A 23469-nucleotide genomic window follows, 5' to 3' on the forward strand; every position below is an offset into this window, starting at 1 on the left:
GAGCCGATCCAGGGCGAGCAGGGCGTGGTGGTGCCGCCGGAGGGCTACCTGCCGGTCTCTCAGTCATCTAGATGACTGAGAGGCATCACGCTCACCGGAGTTGTCGGCCCCGCCCCGCCGCTGGTGGCCCGGGCGCGTCGGGGACGGTGCGGCACGAGGATCCGCAGCGGCGGTCACCCGCTGGGCCCCGCTGGCGGTGCCGGCTCCGGCGGGGTACGCGCCCACCGACCGCGAGTATGGGTGCAGCCAATGGTCGAGGGTCCGCGGCGGCGGTCCGCGGCCGACCCCGCGGTCACGGGGGCGGGGCGTGAACCTGGGCGGTGGCGGGGCCGCTAGGCTGGCTAACCGTGCTCGTACTCGTGGTGGACAGCTCGACCCCCGCGGTGACCGCAGCGCTGGTGGAGATCTCGGCGGACGGCGTGACGTCCCGGGCCCACCGGTGCACGGTCGATGCCCGCGCGCACGGTGAACTGCTCGCGCCTCAGATCGACGCGGTCCTCGCCGACGCCGGCGCGCGCCCGCGTGACCTGGGCGCGATCGTCGCCGGGCTCGGCCCAGGACCGTTCACCGGGCTGCGGGTCGGCCTGGTCACCGCCGCCGCGATGGGGCAGGTGCTCGGCGTGCCGACGTACGGCGTCTGTTCGCTCGATGCGATCGGGTACCCGGCGGCCGCCGGCGAGCCGGTGCTGGCCGCCAGCGACGCCCGCCGCAAGGAGTTGTACTGGGCTGTCTACGACGGCGCCGGTCAGCGGATCGTCGGACCCGAGGTGTCCGCGCCTGCGGTGGCCGCCGCGCGGGCCCGGGAGCTGGGAGCGACGGTCGCGGTCGGCGACGGAGCACACCGGTACGCCGAAGCTCTGGACCTGCCGGTGCGGGTCGAGCCGCGTTACCCGGATGCCACCGTGCTGGCGCTGCTCGCCGCCGAACGAATCCGTGCCGGCGCGCCCGGTGAAGGACTCACCCCGCTTTACCTGCGCCGTCCCGACGCCGTGGCGGCCACCGCCCGCAAACCGGTCCTGCCGTGACGCCGGTACGGCTGGAACGGTTCCGCTGGTGGCACGTCGAGCAGGCGATGCCGATCGAGGCGGACCTGTTCGGCGCCGGGCAGTGGTCGCCCGCCATGTTCTGGAACGAACTGGCCAACAGGCACCACTACCGGATCGCGGTCGACACCGACGGGACGGTGCTCGGGTACGCAGGGCTGGCCGGCGCCCCTCCGGACGAGGTGTGGGTGCAGGTCATCGCCGTCCGGCGGGACGTCCAGCGGCGTGGCATCGGCCGCGTGTTGTTGGAGGAGCTGCTCGCCGAGGCGGACCGTCGGGGCGCCCGCAGCACCCTGCTGGAGGTGGCCGTGGACAACGCCGCCGCCCAGCGGCTCTACGCGACGTACGGGTTCGAGCCGATCGGGGTGCGTCGCGGCTACTACCAACCGAGCAACACCGACGCGCTGGTCATGCGGCGCGACGCCGAGCCGACCGGGGACGGACCACACGACCATGGCTGACGAACCGCTGATTCTGGGCATCGAGACCTCGTGCGACGAGACCGGCGTCGGCATCGTACGCGGACACACCCTGCTGGCCGACGCGCTCGCGTCAAGCGTCGAGGAGCACGCCCGATTCGGGGGCGTGGTGCCCGAGGTGGCCAGCCGGGCCCACCTCGAGGCCATCGTGCCGACCATGCAGCGGGCGCTGACCGACGCCGGCGTCACGCTGGCCGACATCGACGCCATCGCGGTCACCTCCGGGCCCGGTCTGGCCGGCGCGCTGCTCGTCGGAGTCGCCGCCGCCAAGGGGTACGCGCTCGCCGCCGAGAAGCCGGTGTACGGCGTCAACCACCTCGCCGCGCACGTGGCGGTGGACACCCTGGAACACGGTCCGCTCCCGGAGCCCGCCATCGCGCTGCTGGTGTCCGGCGGGCACTCGTCCCTGCTGCTGGTCGACGACCTGGCCCGGGGCGTCACCCCGCTCGGCGCCACCATCGACGACGCGGCCGGCGAGGCGTTCGACAAGGTCGCCCGCCTGCTCGGGTTGCCGTTCCCCGGCGGCCCGCCGATCGACCGGGAGGCCCGGGCCGGTGACGCTGCCTCGATCGCCTTCCCGCGGGGCCTGACCGCCGCGAAGGACCTGGCCGCCCACCGGTACGACTTCTCGTTCTCCGGGTTGAAGACGGCGGTGGCCCGTTGGGTGGAGGCGCGGCAGCGCGACGGTGAGCCGGTGCCGGTGGCCGACGTGGCCGCGTCCTTCCAGGAGGCGGTCTGCGACGTGCTGACCAACAAGGCGATCGCCGCCTGCCGGGCGCAGGGCATCGACACGTTGGTGATCGGCGGGGGAGTGGCGGCGAACTCCCGGCTGCGGGCGCTGGCCGAGGAACGGGCCGAGAAGTACGGCATCCGGGTACGGGTGCCGCGGCCGAAGCTCTGCACCGACAACGGGGCGATGGTGGCCGCGCTCGGATCGCACCTGGTCGCCGCCGGTGTCGCGCCGAGCCGGCTGGACCTGCCGGCCGACTCGGCGCTGCCGTTGACCACGGTCAGCGTGTGACGGGGACACCGAAGATGATCGTGCGGATGTGGGAGGCGCGCGCCGAGGCGTACGGCGTCGCCGACCTGATCACCTGGGTGTGCGACACAGCCCTGCCCGAGCTGGAGCACGACCCGCTACACGTGTCCAGCGAGGTCTTCTCGTCCACCGACCACCGGGTGGTGGTCATCTCCAAGTGGCGCAGCAACCCGCGTCCGCTGCCGGAACCGCCCGCCCTGCTGGTGGCCCGCGCCCCGCACTCCTGGGACTTCACCCAGGTCGACCGCTGACGGGGGCCACCTCGACCGTTGGTCAGCTGCGGCGCAGCATCCGATAGGTGGCGATCCCGCCGGTGCCGAGCGCGGCGAGGAAGACCAGCCAGACGACGGTGCTGCTGACCCCGACCTGCGGGCCGGTGTTCGCCGAGGCAGCGGCCAGCAGACCGTCCTTGCCGGGGGCGGGCAGCGCGGCCGGCGGCAGTTCGGGCCAGCGGACCAGTCCGGTGGACTCCAGCATCTGCATGTGGTGCTGCACGAAGGCGTTGGCCTCCTCGCAGAGCTTGCGGACTGTCGCGTCGCGGGTGCTGGCCCGCACCGCGCCGATCACCGGGAAGATCTTGCCGTGGGCCACCCGGAGTCGGGTGACGAAGATCTGGTCGAACCGGGCGCCGGAGGCCTTCTGCATCTCGGCCAGCCAGCCCTTCTGCTCGGCGGTCGGCTCGGTGGGAATGGACGCGCCGAGCTTGTTGGCGGCGTCCACGACGAGCTGGTCGAGCTTCTGGTGCTCGCCGGCGATGCCGGCCCCGATCTCCCGTACCTTCGCCGACTGTCCCTTTTCGGCGGCCATCTGGCCGGCCGGCATCTCCCACAGCCCGGCCAACCGCACACCGTTGAGCAGCGTCATGTCGGCGGCGTTGAGCTGTTGCCCCCCGGCGGGGGCGGCGATGGCCACGCCGGGCAGGACACCGATCCCCGCGACGATCGCGATGAGCAACATCGCCGCTCGGTGCGTCCGGTTGCCCGGCCGGCGGCGGGCCAATCTGAGCGGTGCCATGTCTGCGGTGCCTCCTCGGTCCGGACCGAAACGCGTCTGGACCGGGCAGCCGCATCCTGCCGGCTGCCCGTCCGCCCACTGGTACGGACTGATCGTCCGATCAGTTCATCGGCGCGGGCCGCGATCTGCGGACCTCACGGCGCGCGGGGGCAGCGGCGACGCGGATCAGCGGGTGACAGCGAGGAAGCCGCCGAGCAGCAGCAGGGTGAGCGCGGCGACGGCGAAGAGGACCAGCAGCTCCCGGCGTCCGTGCCCGAGCCCACCGTCGTCCGTCGCCGCGGCCGCGGGGTCGGGCAGTGCCGGCAGGTCCCGCGTCAGGACGGCGAGGTCGCCGAGAGTGCGGGAGGTCCACACCGCGCCGACCCGCTCGGAGAACTCGTCCAGGGTGAGGCGGCCCGCCGTCGTGTGCCGGTGCAGATCGGCGACCACACGGTGGCGGTCGTCGTCGGAGGCGCGTAGCTCGACGTCCACGCCGGACAGGGTACGCGGCTCAACCCACGTCGAGGGGGTCGGCGAGGAGCCGTTCGAAGGCTAGTTCGGCGGCACCGATCAGTGGCGCGTCGGCACCGAGTTGCGGGGTACGCAGCCGGACGTGTTCCAGGCAGGCGCCGAGGGCGTTGGAGTTGAGCCGGCTGCGGATCTGGGCCGCCGCCGCGAGGTAGAGGTCGCGCATGGTGCCACCGAAGATGACCATCTCGGGATTGAAGACGTTGACCAGGTTGGCCACCCCGAAGCCGAGCCAGTCGCCGGCCTGGCGTACCGCGGTCTGAGCGCGGGCGTCCCCTCGGTCGGCGGCGTCGAAGACCGCGAGCAGGGCGTCGCGTCCCCGTGCGTCGGACCGTCCGGCCGCGCGCAGCAGACCGTGCTCGCCGATCTCGGTCTCCCAGCAGCCGCGGGCGCCACATTCGCAGGGCCTGCCGTCGCGGACCACCTTCATGTGGCCGACCTCGCCGCCGTACCCGCCGTGTCCGGTGAGCCGGCGCCCTCCGGCGATGATCCCCGCGCCGACACCGACGTCGCCGTACAGATAGATGACGTTGTCACAGTCCGCCGCGACGCCCCTGATGTGCTCGGCGAACGCCGCCACGTCCGCCACGTTGCCGACCGTGACCGGTACGTCGAGGCCCATCTCGGCGACGAGCGCCGCGCCGATCGGCTCGTCCACCCAGCCGGTGGTGGGGCCGAGCCGGACCAGGCCGTCCTCCCGACGGACCATGCCGCAGACGGCGACGCCGGTGCCGACGCAGATCGCGTCGCCGGGCACCGTCTGCTGCATCTCCTTGACCGCGCCGGCCAGCAGCGGCGCGGCCTCCGCGGCGAGCAGACCGCGAGGGCGGTCCAGCTCGCGGCGGTCGAGCACCGCGCCGCCCAGGCCGACCCGGACGGCGCGGAGCCGGTCCACCTCGACGGAGTACGCGTACACGTACACCCGGGCCGACTCGGGCCGGACGACAATGGACGGTCGTCCGGCCCGGCCGGTCTCCTTCGGCGTTCCCTCGCTGACCAGCCCGACGCCGGCCAGGTCGGCGGTGAGCGCGCCGATGGTGCTCCGGTTCAACCCCAGCGCGGTGGTGAGCTCAGCCCGGGTGGTCGGGCCGTGGACGTGCACGTACCGCAGCAGGGCCCCGAGGTTTTGCCTCCGGACCTCCTCCTGGCTCGGTGCCGGGCGCATACTGGTGCTACCTCCCGCGCGGTCAGCGGGTGCCGGTTGCTGCCGCGCGACGACGGGAGAGCGCGTCGACGCTGGCGGCGAGCAGCAGCACGACGCCGGTAACCGCGTACTTGACGCCCGCGCTGTACTCCATCAGGCCCATTCCATTCTCGATGACCGCGACCACCGCGCCGCCGAGGATGGCGTCGAGGACACGGCCCTTGCCGCCGAAGAGGCTCGTGCCGCCGATGACTGCCGCGCCGACCGCGTAGAGCAGTACGTTACTGCCCCCGGTGTTCGGGTCGACCGAGTTGGCCCGGCTGGCCGCCACGATGCCTCCGACGGCTGCCATCGACGAGCAGATCATGAAGACCGAGATCCGGATCCGGTCGACGCCGATGCCGGCGCGGCGGGCCGCTTCCCGGTTGCCGCCCACGGCGTAGATGTGCCGGCCGTAACTGGTGCGCTGTAGTACGAAGGTCCAGACGACAAGCAGCACCGCGATGATAGGCACCACGATCGGCACACCTTTGAGCGAGCTGATCAGGACGTTGCGGCTGCGCTCCAGGTTGAGCACGTACACCGCTGCTCCGAGGATGATGGCGAGTCCGACGATCCGCAGCGCCACCACCGCGAGCGGGTCGGTGATGAGGCCGCGGGCCACCCGGTTGCGGTGTCGGAGCAGTTGCACCGCCGCGTAGCCGACGACCGCGAGGGCGGTCAGCGCCCAGCCCAGCGCGGGGGTGAGGTTGCGGTTGGCGATGGCGATGAGCACCTCGTCGCGGACGGAGACGTTGGTGCCATCCTTGACCAGCATCAGCACGATGCCTTGGAAGGCCAGGAATCCGGCGAGGGTGACCACGAAGGACGGAATGCCGATCTTCGCGACGAGCAGGCCGATGGTGGTGCCGATGACCAGACCGGTGGCGATCGCGGCGAGGACGGCGACCCACCAGGGGTAGCCGAGCACGGTGACCACGTTGGCCAGTACCGCCGCGCAGACACCGCTGGCGAAGCCGGCGGAGAGGTCGATCTCGCCGAGCAGCAGCACGAAGACCAGGCCCATCGCGATCAGCGTGACCGCCGCGCCCTGGGTGAAGAGGTTCGCGAAGTTGCCCGCCGACAGGAACGACGTCGGCCGCATGATGGCGAAGACGGTGCAGAGCACGATCAGGCCGAGCACGGCCGGTAGCGCGCCGACGTCGCCACCGCGTACCCGGCTCACGTAGTTGCGGACGTGGCTCCCGACGGTCGGCGGCGGTGTGACGGCCGCGGGGCCGTCCTTCCGCACGGCGGTGGTGGTCATCGGACGCCTCCTGAAATCGAGTCGGCCGGCTGCGGGCCGTCGCCGTTGCTGCCCGGGTCGGTGGCGAGACCGAGCCCGCCCGAGCGCCCTGCGGTGATCAGCTCGACCACCTGGGCGTGGGTGATGTCGGTGGTCTTCACCTGGGCGACCATCTGGCCGAGGTACAGCGCGGCGATCCGGTCGGAGACGGCGAAGACGTCGTTCATGTTGTGCGAGATGAGCACCACTGCCAGGCCGTTGTCGGCGAGGCGGCGGACGAGTTCGAGGACCTGGGCGGTCTGTGCCACGCCCAGGGCGGCGGTCGGCTCGTCCAGGATGACGAGCTTGCTGTTCCAGAGCACCGCCTTGGCGATGGCCACGGTCTGGCGCTGACCGCCGGAGAGGCTGGCGACGTGCTGGCGAAGCGAGGTGACGGTGCGGATGGAGAGCCCCGCCAGGGTCTCGGCGGCGAGCTGTTCCATTGTCGGCTCGTCCAGGACGATGCCGCTGTGCTTCTCCCGGCCGAGGAACATGTTCTGCACGATGTCCAGGTTGTCGCAGAGCGCGAGGTCCTGGTAGACGACCTCGATGCCGAGCGTGGCGGCGTCGCGGGGACTGCCGATGTGCACCTGTTCGCCGTTGAACAGGACCTCACCGGCGTCGGTGGAATAGATGCCGCTGATGCACTTCACCAGGGTCGACTTGCCGGCGCCGTTGTCGCCGACAAGTGCGGTCACTTCGCCCGGGTGGACGCTCAGGGCGACGTCGCGGAGCACCTGGACGGGACCGAAGCTCTTGTCGATCCCGCGGAGTTCCAGCAGGGGAGTCGCGGACACGGGGTCTCCTTCTTAAGGGAGGGGCGGGGCCCGTCCGGCGGGCGCCGCCCGGCACGGGAGGGTGCTCCCGTGCCGGGCGGCGATGGTCGTCCCGGCGGGTACTGCGGCGTCGGTCAGCTGATGCCGGCGCCGGCGCAGGCCTTGGCGTACGCCGCGGTGCAGACCTCTTCCTTGGTCACGTAGCCGTCGGCGATGACGTCCTTGATGGTGTCCTTGTAGATGGCCTTCGGGGTGAGCAGCACCGATGGGACGTCGCGGTTGCCCTCCGGGTCCTTCACCGTCTGGCCGGTGTCCTTCTTCTCGCCCTTGGCGAGCGCGATGGCCAGGTCGGACGCGGCCTTCGCCTCTTCGCGGACGGCCTTGTAGACGGTCATGCACTGGTCACCGGCGAGGATGTTCTGCAGGCCCTCGGTGCTGGCGTCCTGACCGGTCACCGGCACCTTGCCGTTGAGCTTGTTCTTCTTCAGGATCGAGATGGCGGCGTTGCCGAGGCCATCGTTGGCGGCCAGCACACCGTCGATCTTGCCGTTGGCCTTGGTGAGCTGCTGCTCGAAGATCGTCGCGGCCTGGGCGTTGTCCCACGCCGGCACGGCGTCCTCGGGGCCCTTGACGTATTCCTTGGAATCGAACTTCGGCTTGAGCACCGAGTCGTACCCGTTCTTGAACAGGGTGGCGTTGTTGTCGGTGGGGGAGCCGTTCAGGTACGCCACGACGGGGTTCTTGGCGTTCTTCTCAGTCAGGCACTTCGACAGGCCCTCGCCCTGGAGCTTGCCGACGACCTCGTTGTCGAAGCTGACGTAGTACTGGGCCGAGCCGCCCAGGGTGAGCCGGTCGTAGTCGATGGTGGCGACGCCCTGCGACTTGGCCTTGTCGAGGACGGCCTTGCCGGTGCCGGAGTCCAGGTTGACGATCATCAGAGCGGTGACGCCGCTGGTGATCATCTGGTCGGCAATGGTCTGGAAGGCGGTCTTGTCGTTCTGGGCGTTCTGGATGTCGTACTTGACACCAGCGGCCTTGAACGCCTCCTCCAGGAACCGACGGTCCGCGGTCTCCCAGCGGGCCGAGGACTTGCTGTCCGGGAGGATCACGCCGATCTTCGGGGTCTTGGCGGAGCCGCCGGCGTCGGAGCCGGAGTCGTCGTCGCCGCACGCGGTCAAACCGCCGGTCGCGAGCAGGCCCACGGCGGCGATGGTGAGGATCCCCTTACGCATGTGCAGGGTCCTTTCGGAGGTGGGGGAGGTGTTGTTTTGTTGTGTCCGGCAACGTATTCCGCGTCACACTGGCACCACAAGACCGCGCAGGTCCCAAGTTGGTTGGAAGCGATAACAATTCAGCAACGCGACTGTTACTCGCCGAACATCCCACGAAAAGAGCGATGTAACGACAGGTCAGCGGGCCTGCAACGGTGCCGCGAGCGCGGCGAACCTAGACGACAGGGCGGCCGATCAGCACTGTCGGCGCTCCGGCGATGCGGGTGAGCACCAGGCTCGCCGCCTGGTCGCCGGCCAGCCGCAGATCCCGCCGCAGTTGCTCCGGGGTGAGTGCCGAGCCTCGTTTGAGGATCTCCACCCGGCCCACCCGGCGCTCCCGCAGCAACGCCCGCAGTCGCTTGAGCGAGAAGGGCAGCACGTCGGTGATCTCCAGGCAGCGCGCGTACGGGGTGCGGGTGGGGTGGTCGGCGTACAGGTAGGCGATGCTCGGGTCGGCCAGGGTGGCGTCCAGTTCGTCGGCCAGTTCGGCGACGAGGTGCGCACGGACCACCGCCGGGTCCGGGTCGTACAGGTAGCGGCGCGGCGGCCCGACCGGGGCCTCCGTGTCGCCCGAGCCGGTGAGCTGGTGGATCTCCTGCCGGTACACGCTGGCGCGGCGGGGCACCTCGGCCAGTTCGCCGCACCAGAGGGCGGCCTCGACCAGGTCGCCGTCGACGCCGACCCACTCCGCCTCCGCGCCGGCCGGGATGAGCGCGTGGTCCAGGCCCGGCGCGACCTTCACCACAGTGCGCGGCACCCGCTCGGCCAGCCCCGTCACGAAGTCCCACGGCGGCGAGTAGGCGCGCGGATCGAAGATCCGTCGGCCGGTGCCGGTGGCGCGTCGGGCCGGGTCGCAGAAGACGCCATCCACCCGCGACACGTCGAACGCGGTCGCGTCGCCGCACTCGACCGTGAACAGGTCGGCCACCCCCGCGGCTGCGGCGTTGGCGGCGGCCATTTCGGCGGTCACCGGGTCGGCCTCCACCCCGTACACCCGGATGCCGGCGCGGGCGGCGGCCAGGGCGTCGGCGCCGAGGCCGCACCCGAGATCGGCCAGGGTCCGCACGCCGGCCGCGCGCAGCCGGGCGGCGCGGCGGTCGGCGACCACCCGGCGGGTGGCCTGTTCCAGGCCGGGGCGGGTGAGGAACATCCCGGCGGCGGCCGGGCCGAACTTGCCCACCGCACGGTGCCGAAGCTCGGCCTGGGTGAGTGCAGCCGCCGCCAGCGTGGGCGGCACCCCGGTCGCGCGCAGCGCCGACGCCGCGGTCAGTGGATCGCCGCCGGCCAGTTCGGCCGCCGCCGCGAGGGCGGCCGACCCCTCGGGGGTACGTAGTGCCGCCAGCTGATCGAGATCCACCTACCCATTCTCCCGGCCGGGGTAAAAATACCGCTGGCGGGGCGCGACGCGCTGGCACTCTCCTTGACGGAGTGCTAGCCACGGAATAACCTGCGATTAGCACTCTCACCCTGAGGGTGCCAGCTTCCGGGTCTCGCGACCCGGGCGCGCACGCCAGGCGGACCGGCACCCGCGACGACGGTCCCGCCCGGTGGCATGAGGCAGATTGACGCTGGTCGGCCCCGCCGACCAGCAACGGAACCAGTAGTACCCCAGGAGGGTATGCCCGTGACTACCGCGACCAAGGTTGCTATCAAGCCGCTCGAGGACCGCATCGTGGTCCAGGCGAACGAGGCTGAGACCACCACGGCGTCGGGCATCGTGATCCCCGACACCGCCAAGGAGAAGCCGCAGGAGGGCACTGTCCTCGCTGTGGGCCCGGGGCGCGTCGACGACAACGGCAACCGGGTTCCGGTTGACGTGCAGGTCGGCGACACCGTCCTTTACTCGAAGTACGGCGGCACCGAGGTCAAGTACGCCGGCGAGGAGTACCTGGTGCTCTCCGCCCGCGACGTCCTCGCGGTCATCGAGAAGTAAGCAACCGATCAGTGCCACTGCCCCGGTCCGGCTCGCCGGGCCGGGGCAGTGGCACTTCGAAGGGACATACATGGCGAAGATCCTCAGCTTCTCGGACGACGCCCGGCACCTGCTGGAGCACGGTGTCAACGCCCTCGCGGATGTGGTCAAGGTCACCCTCGGCCCGCGCGGGCGCAACGTCGTCCTGGACAAGAAATTCGGTGCGCCGACGATCACCAACGATGGTGTGACCATCGCCAAGGAGATCGAGCTCACCAACCCGTACGAGAACCTCGGCGCGCAGCTGGTCAAGGAGGTGGCGACCAAGACCAACGACGTCGCCGGCGACGGGACCACCACCGCGACCGTGCTGGCCCAGGCGATGGTTCGCGAGGGTCTGCGCAACGTGACCGCCGGGACCAACCCGGCCGGCCTCAAGCGGGGCATCGACGCGGCGGCCGCCAAGGTCTCCGAGGCGCTGCTCGGCCGTGCCGCCGAGGTCACCAGCAAGGAGTCGATCGCGAACGTGGCGACGATCTCCGCGCAGGACGCCACGATCGGCGATCTGATCGCCGAGGCGATGGAGCGGGTCGGCCGCGACGGTGTCATCACCGTCGAGGAGGGCTCGATGCTCACCACCGAACTGGACGTGACCGAGGGTCTCCAGTTCGACAAGGGCTTCATCTCGCCGAACTTCGTCACCGACCTGGAGGGTCAGGAGTCCGTCCTTGAGGACGCGTACATCCTGGTCACCACCCAGAAGATCTCGGCGATCGAAGAGCTGCTGCCGCTGCTGGAGAAGATCCTGCAGAACAGCAAGCCCCTGCTGATCATCGCCGAGGACGTGGACGGCCAGGCGCTCTCCACCCTGGTGGTCAACTCGCTGCGCAAGACCCTCAAGGTCTGCGCGGTCAAGGCCCCGGGCTTCGGTGACCGGCGCAAGGCGATGCTCCAGGACATCGCGATCTCCACGGGCGCCGAGCTGGTCGCCCCGGAGCTGGGCTACAAGCTCGACCAGGTCGGCCTGGAGGTGCTCGGCACCGCCCGGCGCGTCGTGGTCGACAAGGAGAACACCACGATCGTCGACGGCGGTGGCCAGAAGGCCGACGTCGCCGACCGGGTCTCCCAGATCCGCAAGGAGATCGAGGCCTCCGACTCCGACTGGGACCGGGAGAAGCTGGCCGAGCGGCTGGCGAAGCTCTCCGGTGGCATCGCCGTCATCAAGGCCGGCGCGGCCACCGAGGTCGAGATGAAGGAGCGCAAGCACCGCATCGAGGACGCCATCGCGGCGACCAAGGCAGCGGTCGAGGAGGGCACTGTGCCCGGCGGCGGCGCCGCCCTGGTGCAGATCCTCTCGGTCCTCGACGACGACCTGGGCTTCACCGGTGACGAGAAGATCGGCGTCTCGGTAGTGCGCAAGGCGCTCGTCGAGCCACTGCGCTGGATCGCCCAGAACGCCGGTCACGACGGCTACGTCGTGACCCAGAAGGTCGCCGACCTCAAGTGGGGCAACGGCCTCGACGCCGCCAAGGGCGAGTACGTCGACCTGGTCAAGGCCGGCATCATCGACCCGGTGAAGGTGACCCGCAACGCGGTCACCAACGCCGCCTCGATCGCCGGTCTGCTGCTCACCACGGAGAGCCTCGTGGTGGAGAAGCCGGAGCAGGCCGAGCCGGCCGCCGCCGGCGGGCACGGCCACGGCCACCAGCACGGCCCGGGCTTCTGACCCGTAGCGACACCTGTTCCGGGGCACACCGCCGTACGGCGGTGTGCCCCGGTTCGTCTGCGCGATCATTACCAACCGCTGACGTCGTTGGCGGCCCGCCGGAATGATCGCGCACACTGGGCCGATGAGCACCACGTCGCGGCGGTACGCCGCGCTGGCCGGAGTCACCGCCGCCGCCGTCGCGATCGGGGTCGCGGAACCGGTGGCGGTGCTGACCGGTCCTCGGTCGGCCCCACTGGTCGCGGTCGGCGGGGTGGTCGTCGACGCCGTTCCCGAACCGCTCAAGCAGTTCGCCATCGACGTCTTCGGCACCGCCGACAAAATTGCCCTGCTGACCGGAACGGCCCTGCTGCTGGGCGCGTTCGCCGCGCTGCTCGGGATGCTGGCGGTCCGCCGGCTCGCCCTGGGCCTCGCCGGTATCGCGGCGTTCGGCGTCGTCGGTGTGGCCGCCGCGCTGTCCCGTTCCGGCGCGGACGTCTTCGACGCGCTGCCGTCACTTGTCGGCGGCGGCCTCGGCGCCCTGGTGCTCTGGCTGTTCATCGCCGGCCCCTTCGAGCTGGAACCGTGGCCCTGGACCTCACCTGCGCCGTTGTCGCCGGCCAGGCCCGACGAGTCCCCGGTGTCGCCGGCCGCGCCGGTCGAGGGTGTCGATCCGGAGTCGCGTCGACGGTTCCTGACCGGCACGGGAGTGCTGCTGGGGACGGCAGCCGTGGCTGGTTTCGGCGGGCGCTGGTTGGCCGGGCGGCGGGGCGTCTCGGCTGCCCGGGACGCGATCCGGCTGCCCGCCCCGGCCGTCCCCGCGCCGGCCGTACCAGCGGGCGCGGACCTGTCCCTGGCCCAACTCGCGCCGTACGTCAGCCCGAACTCCGGGTTCTACCGGATCGACACCGCACTGGTGGTGCCGCAGGTGAACCCGGACACCTGGCGGCTGCGCATCCACGGCCGGGTGGGCACCGAGCGCACCTACAGCTACGCGGACCTGCTGGCCCGGCCATTGGTCGAGAGGTACGTCACGCTGGCCTGCGTCTCCAACGAGGTCGGTGGGGACCTCATCGGCAATGCGCGCTGGCTCGGCGTACCACTGCGGGAGCTGCTGGACGAGGCCCAGCCGGACGAGGACGCCGACCAGGTCGTCGGCCGGTCGGTCGACGGTTGGACCTGTGGCACACCCACCGCCGCACTCCGCGACGGCCGGGACGCGCTGCTGGCGATCGGCATGAACGGCGAGCCGCTGCCGGTCGAGCACGGCTTCCCGGTGCGGATGGTGGTGCCCGGTCTCTACGGCTACGTGTCGGCCTGCAAGTGGGTGACCGAGTTGGAGCTGACACGCTTCGCGGACTTCGACGCGTACTGGGTGCCGCGCGGATGGTCCGCCCAGGGGCCGATCAAGACCCAGTCGAGGATCGACGCGCCACGGCGGCGCAACCGGCTGACCGCCGGTCCGGTGACGGTGGCCGGCGTGGCCTGGGCGCAACACCGGGGGATCAGCCGGGTCGAGGTACGCGTCGACGACGGCCCCTGGCAGGAGGCGGCGCTGGCCCCGACGGTGTCCGTGGACACCTGGGTCCAGTGGTCCTGGCGCTGGGATGCCACCCCGGGCGAGCACCGGCTCCAGGTCCGGGCAACGGACGCGACAGGCGAAACCCAGACCGAGCGCACCCAGAGCGTCGCCCCCGACGGCGCAACAGGCTGGCACACGGTCCCGGTGAACGTCCGCTGATCCTGCGGCGGCCAGGGGAGGGTTTCATCGCCCTTTGCTCTGCTTCAATCCAGGCAACACCCGGCGTCCGAACACACGCGTCCGGATTGCGAACACCGGGTGCTGCCTCCGTGTTGCCTCCGCTGAAGCAGAGCAAAGGACCACCGGAACATCCATGCCCTCCGTCGACATCGACGGAGGGCATGGGGCGAAACGGGCATGGGGCGAAACGGGCGTGGGAAAAAGGGGGCGTGGGGCGAGAAGAGACGGCCGAGTCGGGTGTGTCGGGTCAGGCCACGTTGCGCTGGGCCGGGACCGTCGACTTGTGCGGGCGGCCCAGGCGGGCCTCCAGGCGTGCCACGTCGACGCGGATCTGCCGGCGGTCCGCCAGGTCCTCCCAGCCGACGGCGAGCAGCCGCAGCCGCTCCGACTCGCTGAAGCCGCCCCACACGCCGTACGGCTCGCGGACGGCCAGGGCGTGGGCCGCGCACTCGGCGCGGACCGGGCAGGCGCGGCAGACCGCCTTGGCGGAGGACTCCCGCCGCAGCCGTGAGGACCCACGCTCTCCGTCCGGGTGAAAGAACTGAGCGCTGTCCCGGCCTCGGCAGGCGCCGAGCCGCTGCCAGTCCCAGAGGTCGACGATGGGTCCGGGCAGTCTACGTACGTTCGACATCAGCACCCCTCCTCCCGCGCGGCACCGCGAGAATGCTTGTGGCCGGCTTCCGGGCGGCGGGCCGCGCAGGCGCACCGTTCCCGGCCTGGCCCCCCGGTACCCGGGTCGTTGCCGGCTCACACATCTGTGATCGAAAACGCGTGGCAACTTGCGGCTTTTGCCCCATCTGTCGGAAAAGTTCAGATGATTGCCCGGAACCTCCTCCCCAGCCGACCCCGTCATGGTCTGCTCGTGTGCGGAGAGGAGACCACCACAGTGCGTACCGTTCTTGTGTGCGTTCGGACACCGCTTGCGGCCCAGCACCTCACTTCTGCTGCCGCACGGCTGGGCTTGTCCGCGATCATTCGTACCGCCGTCTCCGATCCCGAGGTGATGTTGCGACTCGCCGAGCGGCCGGCCGACGTGGTCCTCGCTGACACGGCCCTCACCCGGCCGGACAGCGCGGGCTTCGTCCGGCGGGTGCTGGCCCGCGCGCCGCAGGCCGCGGTCCTGCTGCTCGGCGCCGAGGAGTCCGAGGCGGCGGCCGCCACCATCAGCGCCGGCGCCCGGGGATTGATCCAGAACGCCGACCACGATCTGACCAGCGCCGTGGCCAAGGCCCTGCTCCTGCTGACCGCGCCCGGCCGGGCCTCCCGGCAGCGGGTCACCGACCCGGCCCGGGACGCGGCGGCGGTCGGTGGTTCGGGCCGCTCCGCGCCGTCGGTACGCGGTTCCGCCGAGCCCGGCTGGACGGCCGCGACCGGCGACGGGCCGCCCAACGTGGCGTCGGTGCCCGTGCAGCGCGGCGACGACGAGGTCGAGCCGGCGGCCGACGGGTCCGCCACCGGTCAGTCCGACGCGATCCGGCCCGGCCCTGGCGCCCGTGCGAACCGGGCGGCGGTCGGGCTCACCGAACGGGAACTCCAGGTGCTGCTCGGCATGGCCGAGGGCAAGAGCAACGCGGAGATCGGTCGGGAACTGTTCGTGTCGGAGGACACCGTCAAGACCCACGCGCGACGGCTGTTCCGCAAGCTCGGGGCCCGGGATCGCGCCCACGCCGTCGCCGCCGGTTTCCGAGCTGGCCTGGTCTCCTGACGCCGCACCGCAATTCGCCACAACGTGATCGTGCTCGAACCTGGAAGTAGTGGTCTCGCCGTACCGGCAGGCCACTACTTCCTTGTCTCAGCACGATCGTGAGCGGTCCGCACGCGCCCGGACGGTGGAAGGCGGGACCTCACTCGGCGGTGGTGGCGCCCGGTTCGTCCTCGGTGCCCTCGGTCAGGGTGTCGTGCACCCCGTCGGCGTATCCACGGGCGTAGTCCCAGGTCACGTAGTGGTCCGGGTCCGGGTCGTACGCCGGCTCGTGCACCCGGGGCCGCCCCGAGTTGAGCAGGTGCCGCAGGTTGCCCCGCAGCAGGTCCCAGTCGAAGTAGTGCGGTTCCCGGCAGTCCTCGCATTCGATGACCAGCCCGCGTACGCCGATGGGCGCCAGCAGGGCCTGGTAGATCTCCAGATCGGCGAGGTCCTCCAGCACGTCCTGCCGCTCGACGTCGGTCAGTGGATCCGGCGTCGCGTCGTCACCCGGATCGTCCAGGCCCGCGGTCGGGTCGGCCGGGTCGCCGTTGAACGGGTCGATGGGCTCGTCGTGCACCCCCTCACCGTAGACCCAACGCGGCGCGGACGTCCGCCCCCCGGCACCGCGCCGAGGCGGCCGCCGCCGATCCAGGTCGCGCAGGTCACTGGGTACGATGGGACGACGTGCCGGCGCCGTGGCGTGTTCCGGTGCCCGCCCGTGCCACCTCGCTGAAGCCCATCCGAGCAGCTCAGGGGAGCAATCGTGGAAAATTCGCCCAGCACTGATCTTCCGGCCGGCGTCGAGCGCGCCGACCTGGGCGGCCACCTGCCCGAGCTGCCCGCCGGCTCGGCCCGGGTCGTTCCGCTCGGGCTCACCTTCGACGACGTGCTGCTCCAGCCGGGCGAGTCGGACGTCGTGCCCAGTCGGGTCAACACCCGGACGAAGCTCACCCGCAACGTCGAGCTGACCGTCCCGCTGCTGTCCAGCGCCATGGACACGGTCACCGAGGCGCGGATGGCGATCGCCATGGCCCGCCAGGGTGGCATCGGCGTGCTGCACCGCAACCTCTCCGTGGATGACCAGGCCCTCCAGGTCGACCTGGTCAAGCGCTCCGAGTCCGGCATGATCACCAACCCGGTGACCGCCAGCCCGGACGACACGCTGCGCGACGTCGACGAGCTGTGCGGGCGGTACCGGATCTCGGGCGTCCCGGTGGTGGACGGCAACGGCCAGTTGGTCGGCATCGTGACCAACCGCGACATGCGCTTCGTCTCCGAGCCGGACACCCCGGTCCGCGACATCATGACCCGGACGCCGCTGGTCACCGCCCAGGTCGGGGTGAGCAAGGACGAGGCGCTGGAGCTGCTGCGCCGGCACAAGGTCGAGAAGCTGCCGATCGTGGACGCCGCCAACCGTCTGCGCGGGCTGATCACCGTGAAGGACTTCACCAAGAGCGAGCAGTACCCGAACGCCACCAAGGACGACGCGGGCCGGCTGCGGGTGGCCGCCGCCGTGGGTGTCGGCGAGGACTCGTACAAGCGGGCGCGCACGCTCGTCGACGCGGGCGTCGACGTGCTGATCGTGGACACGGCGCACGGGCACCAGCGGGCCGTGCTGGACATGGTCCGCCGGCTCAAGAAGGACGTCACGATCGACATCGTGGGCGGCAACGTGGCCACGTACGCCGGCGCGAACGCGCTGGTCGAGGCCGGTGCCGACGGCATCAAGGTGGGTGTGGGCCCGGGCGCGATCTGCACGACCCGGATCGTCGCCGGCGTCGGTGTCCCGCAGATCACCGCGATCATGGAGGCGGCCCGTGCCGCCCGCCCGGCCGGCGTACCGGTGATCGGCGACGGTGGCATCCAGTACTCGGGCGACATCGCGAAGGCGCTTGTCGCCGGCGCGGACACCGTGATGCTCGGCAGCCTGCTGGCCGGCTGCGAGGAGAGCCCCGGCGAGCTGATCTTCATCAACGGCAAGCAGTACAAGGCGTACCGCGGGATGGGCTCGCTCGGCGCGATGCAGTCGCGGGGGCAGGCCAAGTCGTACTCGAAGGACCGGTACTTCCAGCAGGACGTGCTCGCCGAGGACAAGCTGGTCCCCGAGGGCGTCGAGGGCCAGGTGCCCTACCGGGGCCCGCTGTCCGCGGTCGCCCACCAGCTCATCGGCGGGCTGCGGGCCGCCATGGGGTACGTCGGCGCGGAGAGCATCCCCGAGCTGCACCGGCGTGGCCAGCTGATCCGGATCACCGCGGCCGGGCTCAAGGAGAGCCACCCGCACGACATCCAGATGACCGTCGAGGCGCCCAACTACCACTCCCGCTGACCATCCCCCAACAATCTGGAGTCCCCCATGCGTGACGTGGTCGAGATCGGGCTGGGCAAGACCGCGCAGCGCGGCTACCACCTGGACGACATCGCCATCGTGCCGAGCCGCCGGACCCGGGACGTCGACGACGTCTCGACCGCGTGGCAGCTCGACGCGTACCCGTTCGGCATCCCCTGTGTCGGGCACCCCTCGGACGCCACGATGAGCCCGTCCTCGGCGGTCCGACTCGGCCAGCTTGGCGGTCTCGGGGTGCTGAACGTCGAAGGGCTGTGGACCCGTTACGAGAACCCGACGAAGGTGCTCGACGAGTTGGCCGGCCTCGACGAGGAAGCCCGCGCCACCAAGCGGCTCCAGGAGGTGTACGCGGAGCCGATCCGCCCCGATCTGATCGCCGAGCGGGTCCGCGAGCTGCGCGCCGGTGGCGGCACGGTGGCGGTGCGGGTTTCCCCGCAGCACACCCTCGCGCTGGCGCCGGTGATCCTGGACGCCGGGGTCGACATCCTGGTCATCCAGGGCACCATCGTCTCGGCCGAGCACGTGTCGACGACCGACGAGCCGCTGAACCTCAAGGAGTTCATCGCCGACCTCGACCTGCCGGTGATCGTCGGCGGCTGCACGGACTACAAGACGGCGCTGCACCTGATGCGTACCGGCGCGGCCGGCGTGATCGTGGGCATCGGCGGCGACGACTGGTCGACGACCGAGTCGGTGCTGGGCATCCGCGTGCCGATGGCCACCGCCATCGCGGACGCCGCTGCGGCCCGCCGGGACTACCTCGACGAGACCGGTGGCCGGTACGTGCACCTGATCGCCGACGGCGACATCCAGACCTCCGGTGACATCGCCAAGGCCCTCGGCTGCGGCGCGGACGCGGTGATGCTCGGGGAGCCGTTGTCGCTGTGCGACGAGGCGCCCGCCGGTGGCGCCTGGTGGCACTCGGCGGCCAGCCACCCGTCGCTGCCCCGGGGCGCCTTCGAGGTGTCCGGTGAGCCGCTCGGCTCGATGGAGCAGCTGCTCTTCGGCCCGGCGGACGAGGCCGACGGTCAGCTCAACCTGTTCGGTGGGTTGCGTCGGGCGATGGCCAAGTGCGGCTACCGCGACCTCAAGGAGTTCCAGAAGGTCGGCCTGGTCCTCGACCGCTGACGAGGTGACGCTGGAAGGCCGGCCCCGCGATCCTGCGGGGCCGGCCTCTCGTCGCCTGCCGCGAGGCGGTCGCCCCGATACGGCCATCGGACGACGGCTGGCTGGCTACGCTCGTTCCTGACCAGGGGATGGCGTAGAAGGAGTCGTGCATGGTCCGGAGCGGACCCAGGCCGCACCGCCGTCGGCTGACCGCCGCCCTCACGGCGCTGGGCTGCGCCGTCGCGCTGACCGGGACCGCCTGCACGGGCCACGACGACGACGGTTTCCGACCAGGTGCCGCGGACGCCGGCGACCCGTACGTGCCGGGCCGTGGCAACGGCGGCTACGACGTCACGCACTACGGGCTGGACGTCCGCTACGACCCGACGACCGACCGGCTCACCGGTCGGGCCACCATCACGGCGACGGCCACCCAGGATCTGTCCCGCTTCAACCTGGACCTGGTCGGCCTGAACGTCGGCGCGGTCACCGTCGCCGACAAGCGCGCCGAGCACCGCCGCAAGGACGGCGAGTTGGTGGTGACCCCGCGCGACGGGCTTGCACGGGGACGGTCGTTCACCGTGCGGGTCGACTACGCGGGCGTGCCCACCTCCGTCGCCGACGGCGAGTTGGGCAGCGGCGGTTTCCTGCACACCGCCGACGGGGCCATCGCTCTCGGTCAACCCGACTCGGCTGCCACCTGGTTCCCGGTCAACGACCACCCGTCCGACAAGGCGAGCTACGACATCGCGGTGACCGTCCCGGACGGAGTGTCCGCGTTGAGCAACGGGGTGCCCGGTCCGCAGAGCAGCGCCGACGGGTGGACGACCTGGCGCTGGTCGGAGCGCACCCCGATGGCCAGCTACCTGAGCACCCTCGTGATCGGGAACTACCGGGTGGTCACCGGCGTCCACGGCGGACGTCCGATGGTCACCGCGGTCGCGGCGAGTCTGCCGGCGACCGGTGGCGCGGCCAGCTCGGTGGCCCGTACCGGCGAGATCGTCGACTTCCTGGCCAGCCGCTTCGGCCCGTACCCGTTCGACTCGTACGGTGGGATCGTCGTCGCCGACGAGCGGATCGGCTATGCGTTGGAGACGCAGTCCCGGCCGGTCTACGGGCCGGCCTTCTTCTCGGGCGACCACCCCAACCCGTCCGTGGTGGCACACGAGCTGGCTCACCAGTGGTTCGGCGACAGCGTGTCCCTGTACCGGTGGGGCGACATCTGGCTCAACGAGGGCTTCGCCAGTTACGCCGAGTGGCTGTGGGAGGAGCACGACGGCGGTCGCACCGCGCAGCGCAACTTCGAGTCGCAGTACGCGTCGACCGACTGGTCGCAGCCGTCGATCGAGCCGGGACGGGAGCGGATGTTCGGCACCGCCGTCTACAAGCGTGGCGCGCTGGCCGTGCACGCGCTGCGCCGGACCGTCGGCGACGACACCTTCTTCCGCATCCTGCGCACCTGGACGTCCGAGCGGAGCGCCGGAAACGCCACCACCTCGGACTTCGTGGCGCTCGCCGAACGGGTGGCCGACCGGCCGCTCCGACCCCTGCTCGACGCGTGGCTGGTCGGCGGCGCCGCACCCACACTGCCGTGACGACCCCGTGATCATCAATCGATAGGCTGCCGCCTGCGATCGGGCAGGAGCGCCGGTCGCGCGGGGGTGGCGAGGCCATCCACGCCGGGCTTACGGGGAGGTTCGTGATGCGGGGTAGGCGACACCGGCTGCGCGTGGGCGCCGGTCTGTTGGTGACCGGGGCGCTCGTGCTGTCCGGATGCGACTCGTCCACACCGGAGGCGGCGGCGCCGTCGCCGAGCGCGTCCCCGACGCCGTCGCGGGCCTTCACCGCCGGAGCCGCCGGGGTCGGCGACACGTACTTCCCGAGCTACGGCAACGGCGGGTACGACGTCGGGCAGTACACCGTGAAGGTGCGCTACGACCCGGCGAAGGACCGGTTGACGGGTACGACCACCGTCCAGGCCACCGCGACGGCGGACCTGTCGACGTTCAACCTCGACCTGGCCGGCCTGACCGTCAAGACGGTCACCGTGGACGCCACCCCGGCCACCTACACCCGGGACAAGAACGAGCTGGTGATCAAGCCGGCGGCCGGGCTCATCACGGGCAACGGTTTCGTGGTCGACATCGCGTACGAGGGGGTGCCGAAGCCGCTGAAGAACGAGCTGCTGGGCGATGGCGGGTTCCTGCACACCGCCGACGGCGCGATCGCGTTGGGCCAGCCCGAGTCGGCGAGCACCTGGTTCCCGGTCAACGACCACCCGTCGGACAAGGCCGCGTACGAGTTCGAGATCACCGTCCCGCAGGGCGTCACCGCCGTCAGCAACGGCGTGCCGGCCGGCAACAGCACCACTGACGGCTGGACCACCTGGAAGTGGTCGGAGAAGTCGCCGATGGCCAGCTACCTGAGCAACGTGGTGATCGGCAAGTTCCGGATCACCACCGGTCAGCACAAGGGCAAGCCGGTCTACAGCGCGGTCACCACCAAGGTGGCCAAGGGCGCGTCCGACGCGTCGATCGCGAAGACCGTCACGGTGGCCGACTACCTGGAGACCGTGTTCGGGCCGTATCCGTTCGACGCGTACGGCGGCGTGGTGGTCTCGGACAGCCGGATCGGGTACGCACTGGAGACGCAGAGCCGCCCGGTCTACTCGGCCGGCTTCTTCCGGCGGGGCGAGAACACCGAGGTGGTCGCCCACGAGCTTGCCCACCAGTGGTTCGGCGACAGCGTGGCGTTGGCCAAGTGGGAGGACATCTGGCTCAACGAGGGCTTCGCGACGTACGCGGAGTGGCTCTGGGCGGAGCACACCAAGGAGTACACCGCCAAGCAGGCGTTCGACGTCCGGTACCAGCAGGTGCCCCCCACGGTGTGGAAGACCCCGCCCGGCAAGCCGGGCGTGAAGGACCTGTTCAGCGAGTCGGTCTACCAGCGTGGCGGGATGACCCTGCACGCGCTGCGGGTGGCCGTCGGCGACAAGGCGTTCTTCGAGATCGTCAAGACCTGGGCGGCGGAGAAGCGCAACGGCACCGCCACCACGGCCGAGTTCGTGGCCCTCGCCGAGCGCATCTCCGGCAAGCAGCTCGACGCCCTCTTCGACGCGTGGCTGTACGGCACCAAGAAGCCCGCCCAACCCAAGAAGCTCTGAGCCGGGTTACTTCTTGACCACCAGGTTGGGGTGGGCCTTCAGATACGCCTCCGCGCGGCCGGCGCGGAGTTCGGTGATGAAGGCCCGCCCCTCGCCGGTGAGCTGTTCGCCGCGGTAGGCGCTGCCCTTGCCGACGCCGGAACCGGGCAGGCCGACCAGGGTGAACTGGTTCTCCGGCACCCCGCTGAGGGCGTACGCCAGGTCGACGATCCGGTCACCACCCACGTACACCAGGGTGTCGCCCAGGGCGGCGACCACCTGGTCGACGCGCTCGGGCTGTCGGGCCAGGCCCTCGTCGAGGATCTTGCGGGTCAGGGCTTTGACGAGCTGCTGCTGGTGGCGCTGGCGGGCGTAGTCGCCGCCGGTGATGTAGCGCTGCCGGGCGTAGTCCAGCGCCTGCCACCCGTTGAGGTGCTGCTCGCCCTTCTCGTAGACCTTCTGCGGCCCGGTGTAGCCGCCGGGCGCGCTGTCCCGGTACTTGCCGTCCGGCTTGCGGTGCAGGGACGCCACCCGCTGGTCGACGTAGATGTCCACCCCGCCGAGGGCGTTCACCAGCTTGTCGAACCCGCCGAAGGTGAGCACCGCGCCCGCGTCGATCCGCAGCCCGGTGTACCCGCTCACCGTGCTGCGCAGCAGCTCGTACCCCTGGGCGGTGCTCGGCTGCTTGGGCTTGCCGGGCACCCGGCTGCCGAAGCTCATCGAGTGGGTGAGCTTGGTCTTGCCGCCCTTGTAGCCGGCCTTGGAAAACGCCGGGATGTCCACCAGCAGGTCGCGGGGCAGGGAGAAGAGGTACGCCCGATCCAGCCCCTTCGGCACGTGCAGCACCAGGACGGCGTCGGAGTGCGGCTCCCAGCCCGGCACGCTGACCCGGGTGTCCACGCCGACCAGCAGCAGTGTCAACGGGCCCTTGATGTTCGCGCCCGGGGGCGGGCCGCTCGGGCTGGGGGTGGCCGGGGCGGCCGACGACGGGCTCGGCGAGCCGGCCAGCGGGGTGCCGGCGGGCTTGTCGTCGCCGCTCAGCCGCGTGATCACCGTCGCTCCACCCACGATCAACGCGACGACGGCGAGTGCCGCCAACCCGAGCAGCAGCCAGCGTCGGCGCGGCTCCATCGACCCCAGAATCATCGTGTGCTTCCTTCCACCCGTATCCGGAACAACGCTCCGACGGGTGCTCCAGGTTGCGGCCGGGAGGCGC

The 23469-nt window shown here is 71.2% G+C and carries 22 protein-coding genes; 12 read left to right on the top strand and 10 right to left on the bottom strand.

Annotated elements, in window-relative coordinates; translation table 11 throughout:
* The first annotated feature begins 347 nt into the window (after positions 1-347).
* From tsaB to ABZU91_RS28540, 4 genes are read left to right on the top strand one after another with little or no spacing between them, the layout of a single operon-like run.
* Entirely contained in the window at positions 348-1025 is a 678-nt protein-coding gene (gene tsaB, locus ABZU91_RS28525; protein ID WP_355246925.1) for a tRNA (adenosine(37)-N6)-threonylcarbamoyltransferase complex dimerization subunit type 1 TsaB, read from the top strand.
* Entirely contained in the window at positions 1022-1504 is a 483-nt protein-coding gene (rimI, locus tag ABZU91_RS28530; protein WP_355246928.1) for a ribosomal protein S18-alanine N-acetyltransferase, read from the top strand. The genes tsaB and rimI overlap by 4 nt, the downstream gene beginning before the upstream one ends.
* Complete coding sequence (gene tsaD, locus ABZU91_RS28535) at positions 1497-2543, top strand: tRNA (adenosine(37)-N6)-threonylcarbamoyltransferase complex transferase subunit TsaD (protein WP_355246930.1); 1047 nt, start codon at positions 1497-1499, stop codon at positions 2541-2543. Before rimI ends, tsaD begins: the two co-directional genes overlap by 8 nt.
* A 14-nt stretch (positions 2544-2557) precedes the next feature.
* Positions 2558-2812, top strand: coding sequence for a hypothetical protein (locus tag ABZU91_RS28540; protein ID WP_074314499.1), 255 nt, complete (start codon positions 2558-2560; stop codon positions 2810-2812).
* 22 nt (positions 2813-2834) lie between these two features.
* Here the strand turns inward: ABZU91_RS28540 and ABZU91_RS28545 are convergent, their stop codons facing one another.
* The 7 genes from ABZU91_RS28545 to ABZU91_RS28575 form a co-directional block, all read right to left on the bottom strand.
* Positions 2835-3575, bottom strand: coding sequence for a DUF4142 domain-containing protein (locus ABZU91_RS28545; RefSeq protein ID WP_355246932.1), 741 nt, complete (start codon positions 3573-3575; stop codon positions 2835-2837).
* A 165-nt stretch (positions 3576-3740) separates the two neighbouring features.
* Positions 3741-4046 (bottom strand): DUF1707 domain-containing protein, encoded by a 306-nt coding sequence (locus tag ABZU91_RS28550; RefSeq protein WP_355246935.1) that lies wholly within the window; start codon positions 4044-4046, stop codon positions 3741-3743.
* A gap of 19 nt (positions 4047-4065) precedes the next feature.
* The gene (locus tag ABZU91_RS28555) at positions 4066-5247 is read right to left on the bottom strand and encodes an ROK family protein (RefSeq protein ID WP_355246938.1); all 1182 of its coding nucleotides are present in this window, start codon (positions 5245-5247) and stop codon (positions 4066-4068) included.
* Positions 5248-5269: 22 nt separating this feature from the next.
* Positions 5270-6532: an ABC transporter permease gene (locus tag ABZU91_RS28560; RefSeq protein ID WP_355246941.1), complete on the bottom strand. Its 1263-nt coding sequence runs from the start codon at positions 6530-6532 to the stop codon at positions 5270-5272.
* Positions 6529-7347: an ATP-binding cassette domain-containing protein gene (locus ABZU91_RS28565; RefSeq protein WP_355246944.1), complete on the bottom strand. Its 819-nt coding sequence runs from the start codon at positions 7345-7347 to the stop codon at positions 6529-6531. The genes ABZU91_RS28560 and ABZU91_RS28565 overlap by 4 nt, the downstream gene beginning before the upstream one ends.
* Positions 7348-7460: 113 nt before the next feature.
* On the bottom strand, positions 7461-8558 hold the full coding sequence (locus ABZU91_RS28570; RefSeq protein WP_355246946.1) for a substrate-binding domain-containing protein: 1098 nt from the start codon (positions 8556-8558) through the stop codon (positions 7461-7463).
* A gap of 214 nt (positions 8559-8772) precedes the next feature.
* Positions 8773-9954, bottom strand: a complete 1182-nt coding sequence (locus ABZU91_RS28575) for a methyltransferase domain-containing protein (RefSeq protein WP_355246948.1) — start codon at positions 9952-9954, stop codon at positions 8773-8775.
* Positions 9955-10215: 261 nt separating this feature from the next.
* Between ABZU91_RS28575 and groES the strand changes: the two genes are divergently transcribed.
* The 3 genes from groES (at position 10216) to ABZU91_RS28590 (ending at position 13955) form a co-directional block, all read left to right on the top strand.
* Positions 10216-10530 (top strand): co-chaperone GroES, encoded by a 315-nt coding sequence (gene groES, locus ABZU91_RS28580; protein ID WP_030330046.1) that lies wholly within the window; start codon positions 10216-10218, stop codon positions 10528-10530.
* Between the two features lie 70 nt (positions 10531-10600).
* The gene (gene groL / locus ABZU91_RS28585) at positions 10601-12235 is read left to right on the top strand and encodes a chaperonin GroEL (protein WP_355246951.1); all 1635 of its coding nucleotides are present in this window, start codon (positions 10601-10603) and stop codon (positions 12233-12235) included.
* 124 nt (positions 12236-12359) lie between these two features.
* Positions 12360-13955, top strand: coding sequence for a molybdopterin-dependent oxidoreductase (locus tag ABZU91_RS28590; RefSeq protein ID WP_355246954.1), 1596 nt, complete (start codon positions 12360-12362; stop codon positions 13953-13955).
* Between the two features lie 268 nt (positions 13956-14223).
* On the opposite strand, the gene ABZU91_RS28595 is transcribed toward ABZU91_RS28590, so the two are convergent.
* Entirely contained in the window at positions 14224-14607 is a 384-nt protein-coding gene (locus tag ABZU91_RS28595; RefSeq protein WP_355246957.1) for a WhiB family transcriptional regulator, read from the bottom strand.
* Positions 14608-14862: 255 nt separating this feature from the next.
* Here ABZU91_RS28595 and ABZU91_RS28600 point away from each other — a divergent pair, with 255 nt between their 5' ends.
* Positions 14863-15681 (top strand): response regulator transcription factor, encoded by an 819-nt coding sequence (locus ABZU91_RS28600; RefSeq protein ID WP_355246960.1) that lies wholly within the window; start codon positions 14863-14865, stop codon positions 15679-15681.
* Positions 15682-15820: 139 nt separating this feature from the next.
* Here ABZU91_RS28600 and ABZU91_RS28605 read toward each other — a convergent pair whose 3' ends face one another.
* Positions 15821-16237: a DUF5319 domain-containing protein gene (locus ABZU91_RS28605; RefSeq protein ID WP_355246963.1), complete on the bottom strand. Its 417-nt coding sequence runs from the start codon at positions 16235-16237 to the stop codon at positions 15821-15823.
* 186 nt (positions 16238-16423) lie between these two features.
* Between ABZU91_RS28605 and guaB the strand changes: the two genes are divergently transcribed.
* The 4 genes from guaB to ABZU91_RS28625 all read left to right on the top strand — a co-directional run bounded on the left by guaB (position 16424) and on the right by ABZU91_RS28625 (position 22274).
* Positions 16424-17986: an IMP dehydrogenase gene (gene guaB / locus ABZU91_RS28610; RefSeq protein WP_355246965.1), complete on the top strand. Its 1563-nt coding sequence runs from the start codon at positions 16424-16426 to the stop codon at positions 17984-17986.
* A gap of 27 nt (positions 17987-18013) precedes the next feature.
* A complete protein-coding gene (locus tag ABZU91_RS28615; RefSeq protein WP_355246968.1) occupies positions 18014-19132 on the top strand; it encodes a GuaB3 family IMP dehydrogenase-related protein in 1119 nt (372 codons plus the stop codon).
* 149 nt (positions 19133-19281) lie between these two features.
* Complete coding sequence (locus ABZU91_RS28620) at positions 19282-20706, top strand: M1 family metallopeptidase (protein ID WP_355246971.1); 1425 nt, start codon at positions 19282-19284, stop codon at positions 20704-20706.
* Positions 20707-20813: 107 nt separating this feature from the next.
* Positions 20814-22274 carry a M1 family metallopeptidase gene (locus ABZU91_RS28625; RefSeq protein WP_355246973.1) on the top strand — a complete coding sequence of 487 codons (1461 nt, stop codon included), beginning with the start codon at positions 20814-20816 and terminating at the stop codon, positions 22272-22274.
* Positions 22275-22280: 6 nt separating this feature from the next.
* Here the strand turns inward: ABZU91_RS28625 and ABZU91_RS28630 are convergent, their stop codons facing one another.
* Positions 22281-23399 (bottom strand): LCP family protein, encoded by a 1119-nt coding sequence (locus ABZU91_RS28630; RefSeq protein WP_355246976.1) that lies wholly within the window; start codon positions 23397-23399, stop codon positions 22281-22283.
* Positions 23400-23469 lie beyond the last annotated feature (70 nt).

Origin of the sequence: Micromonospora sp. NPDC005174 (genome assembly GCF_040608495.1) — a bacterium.
GTDB lineage: Bacteria > Actinomycetota > Actinomycetes > Mycobacteriales > Micromonosporaceae > Micromonospora.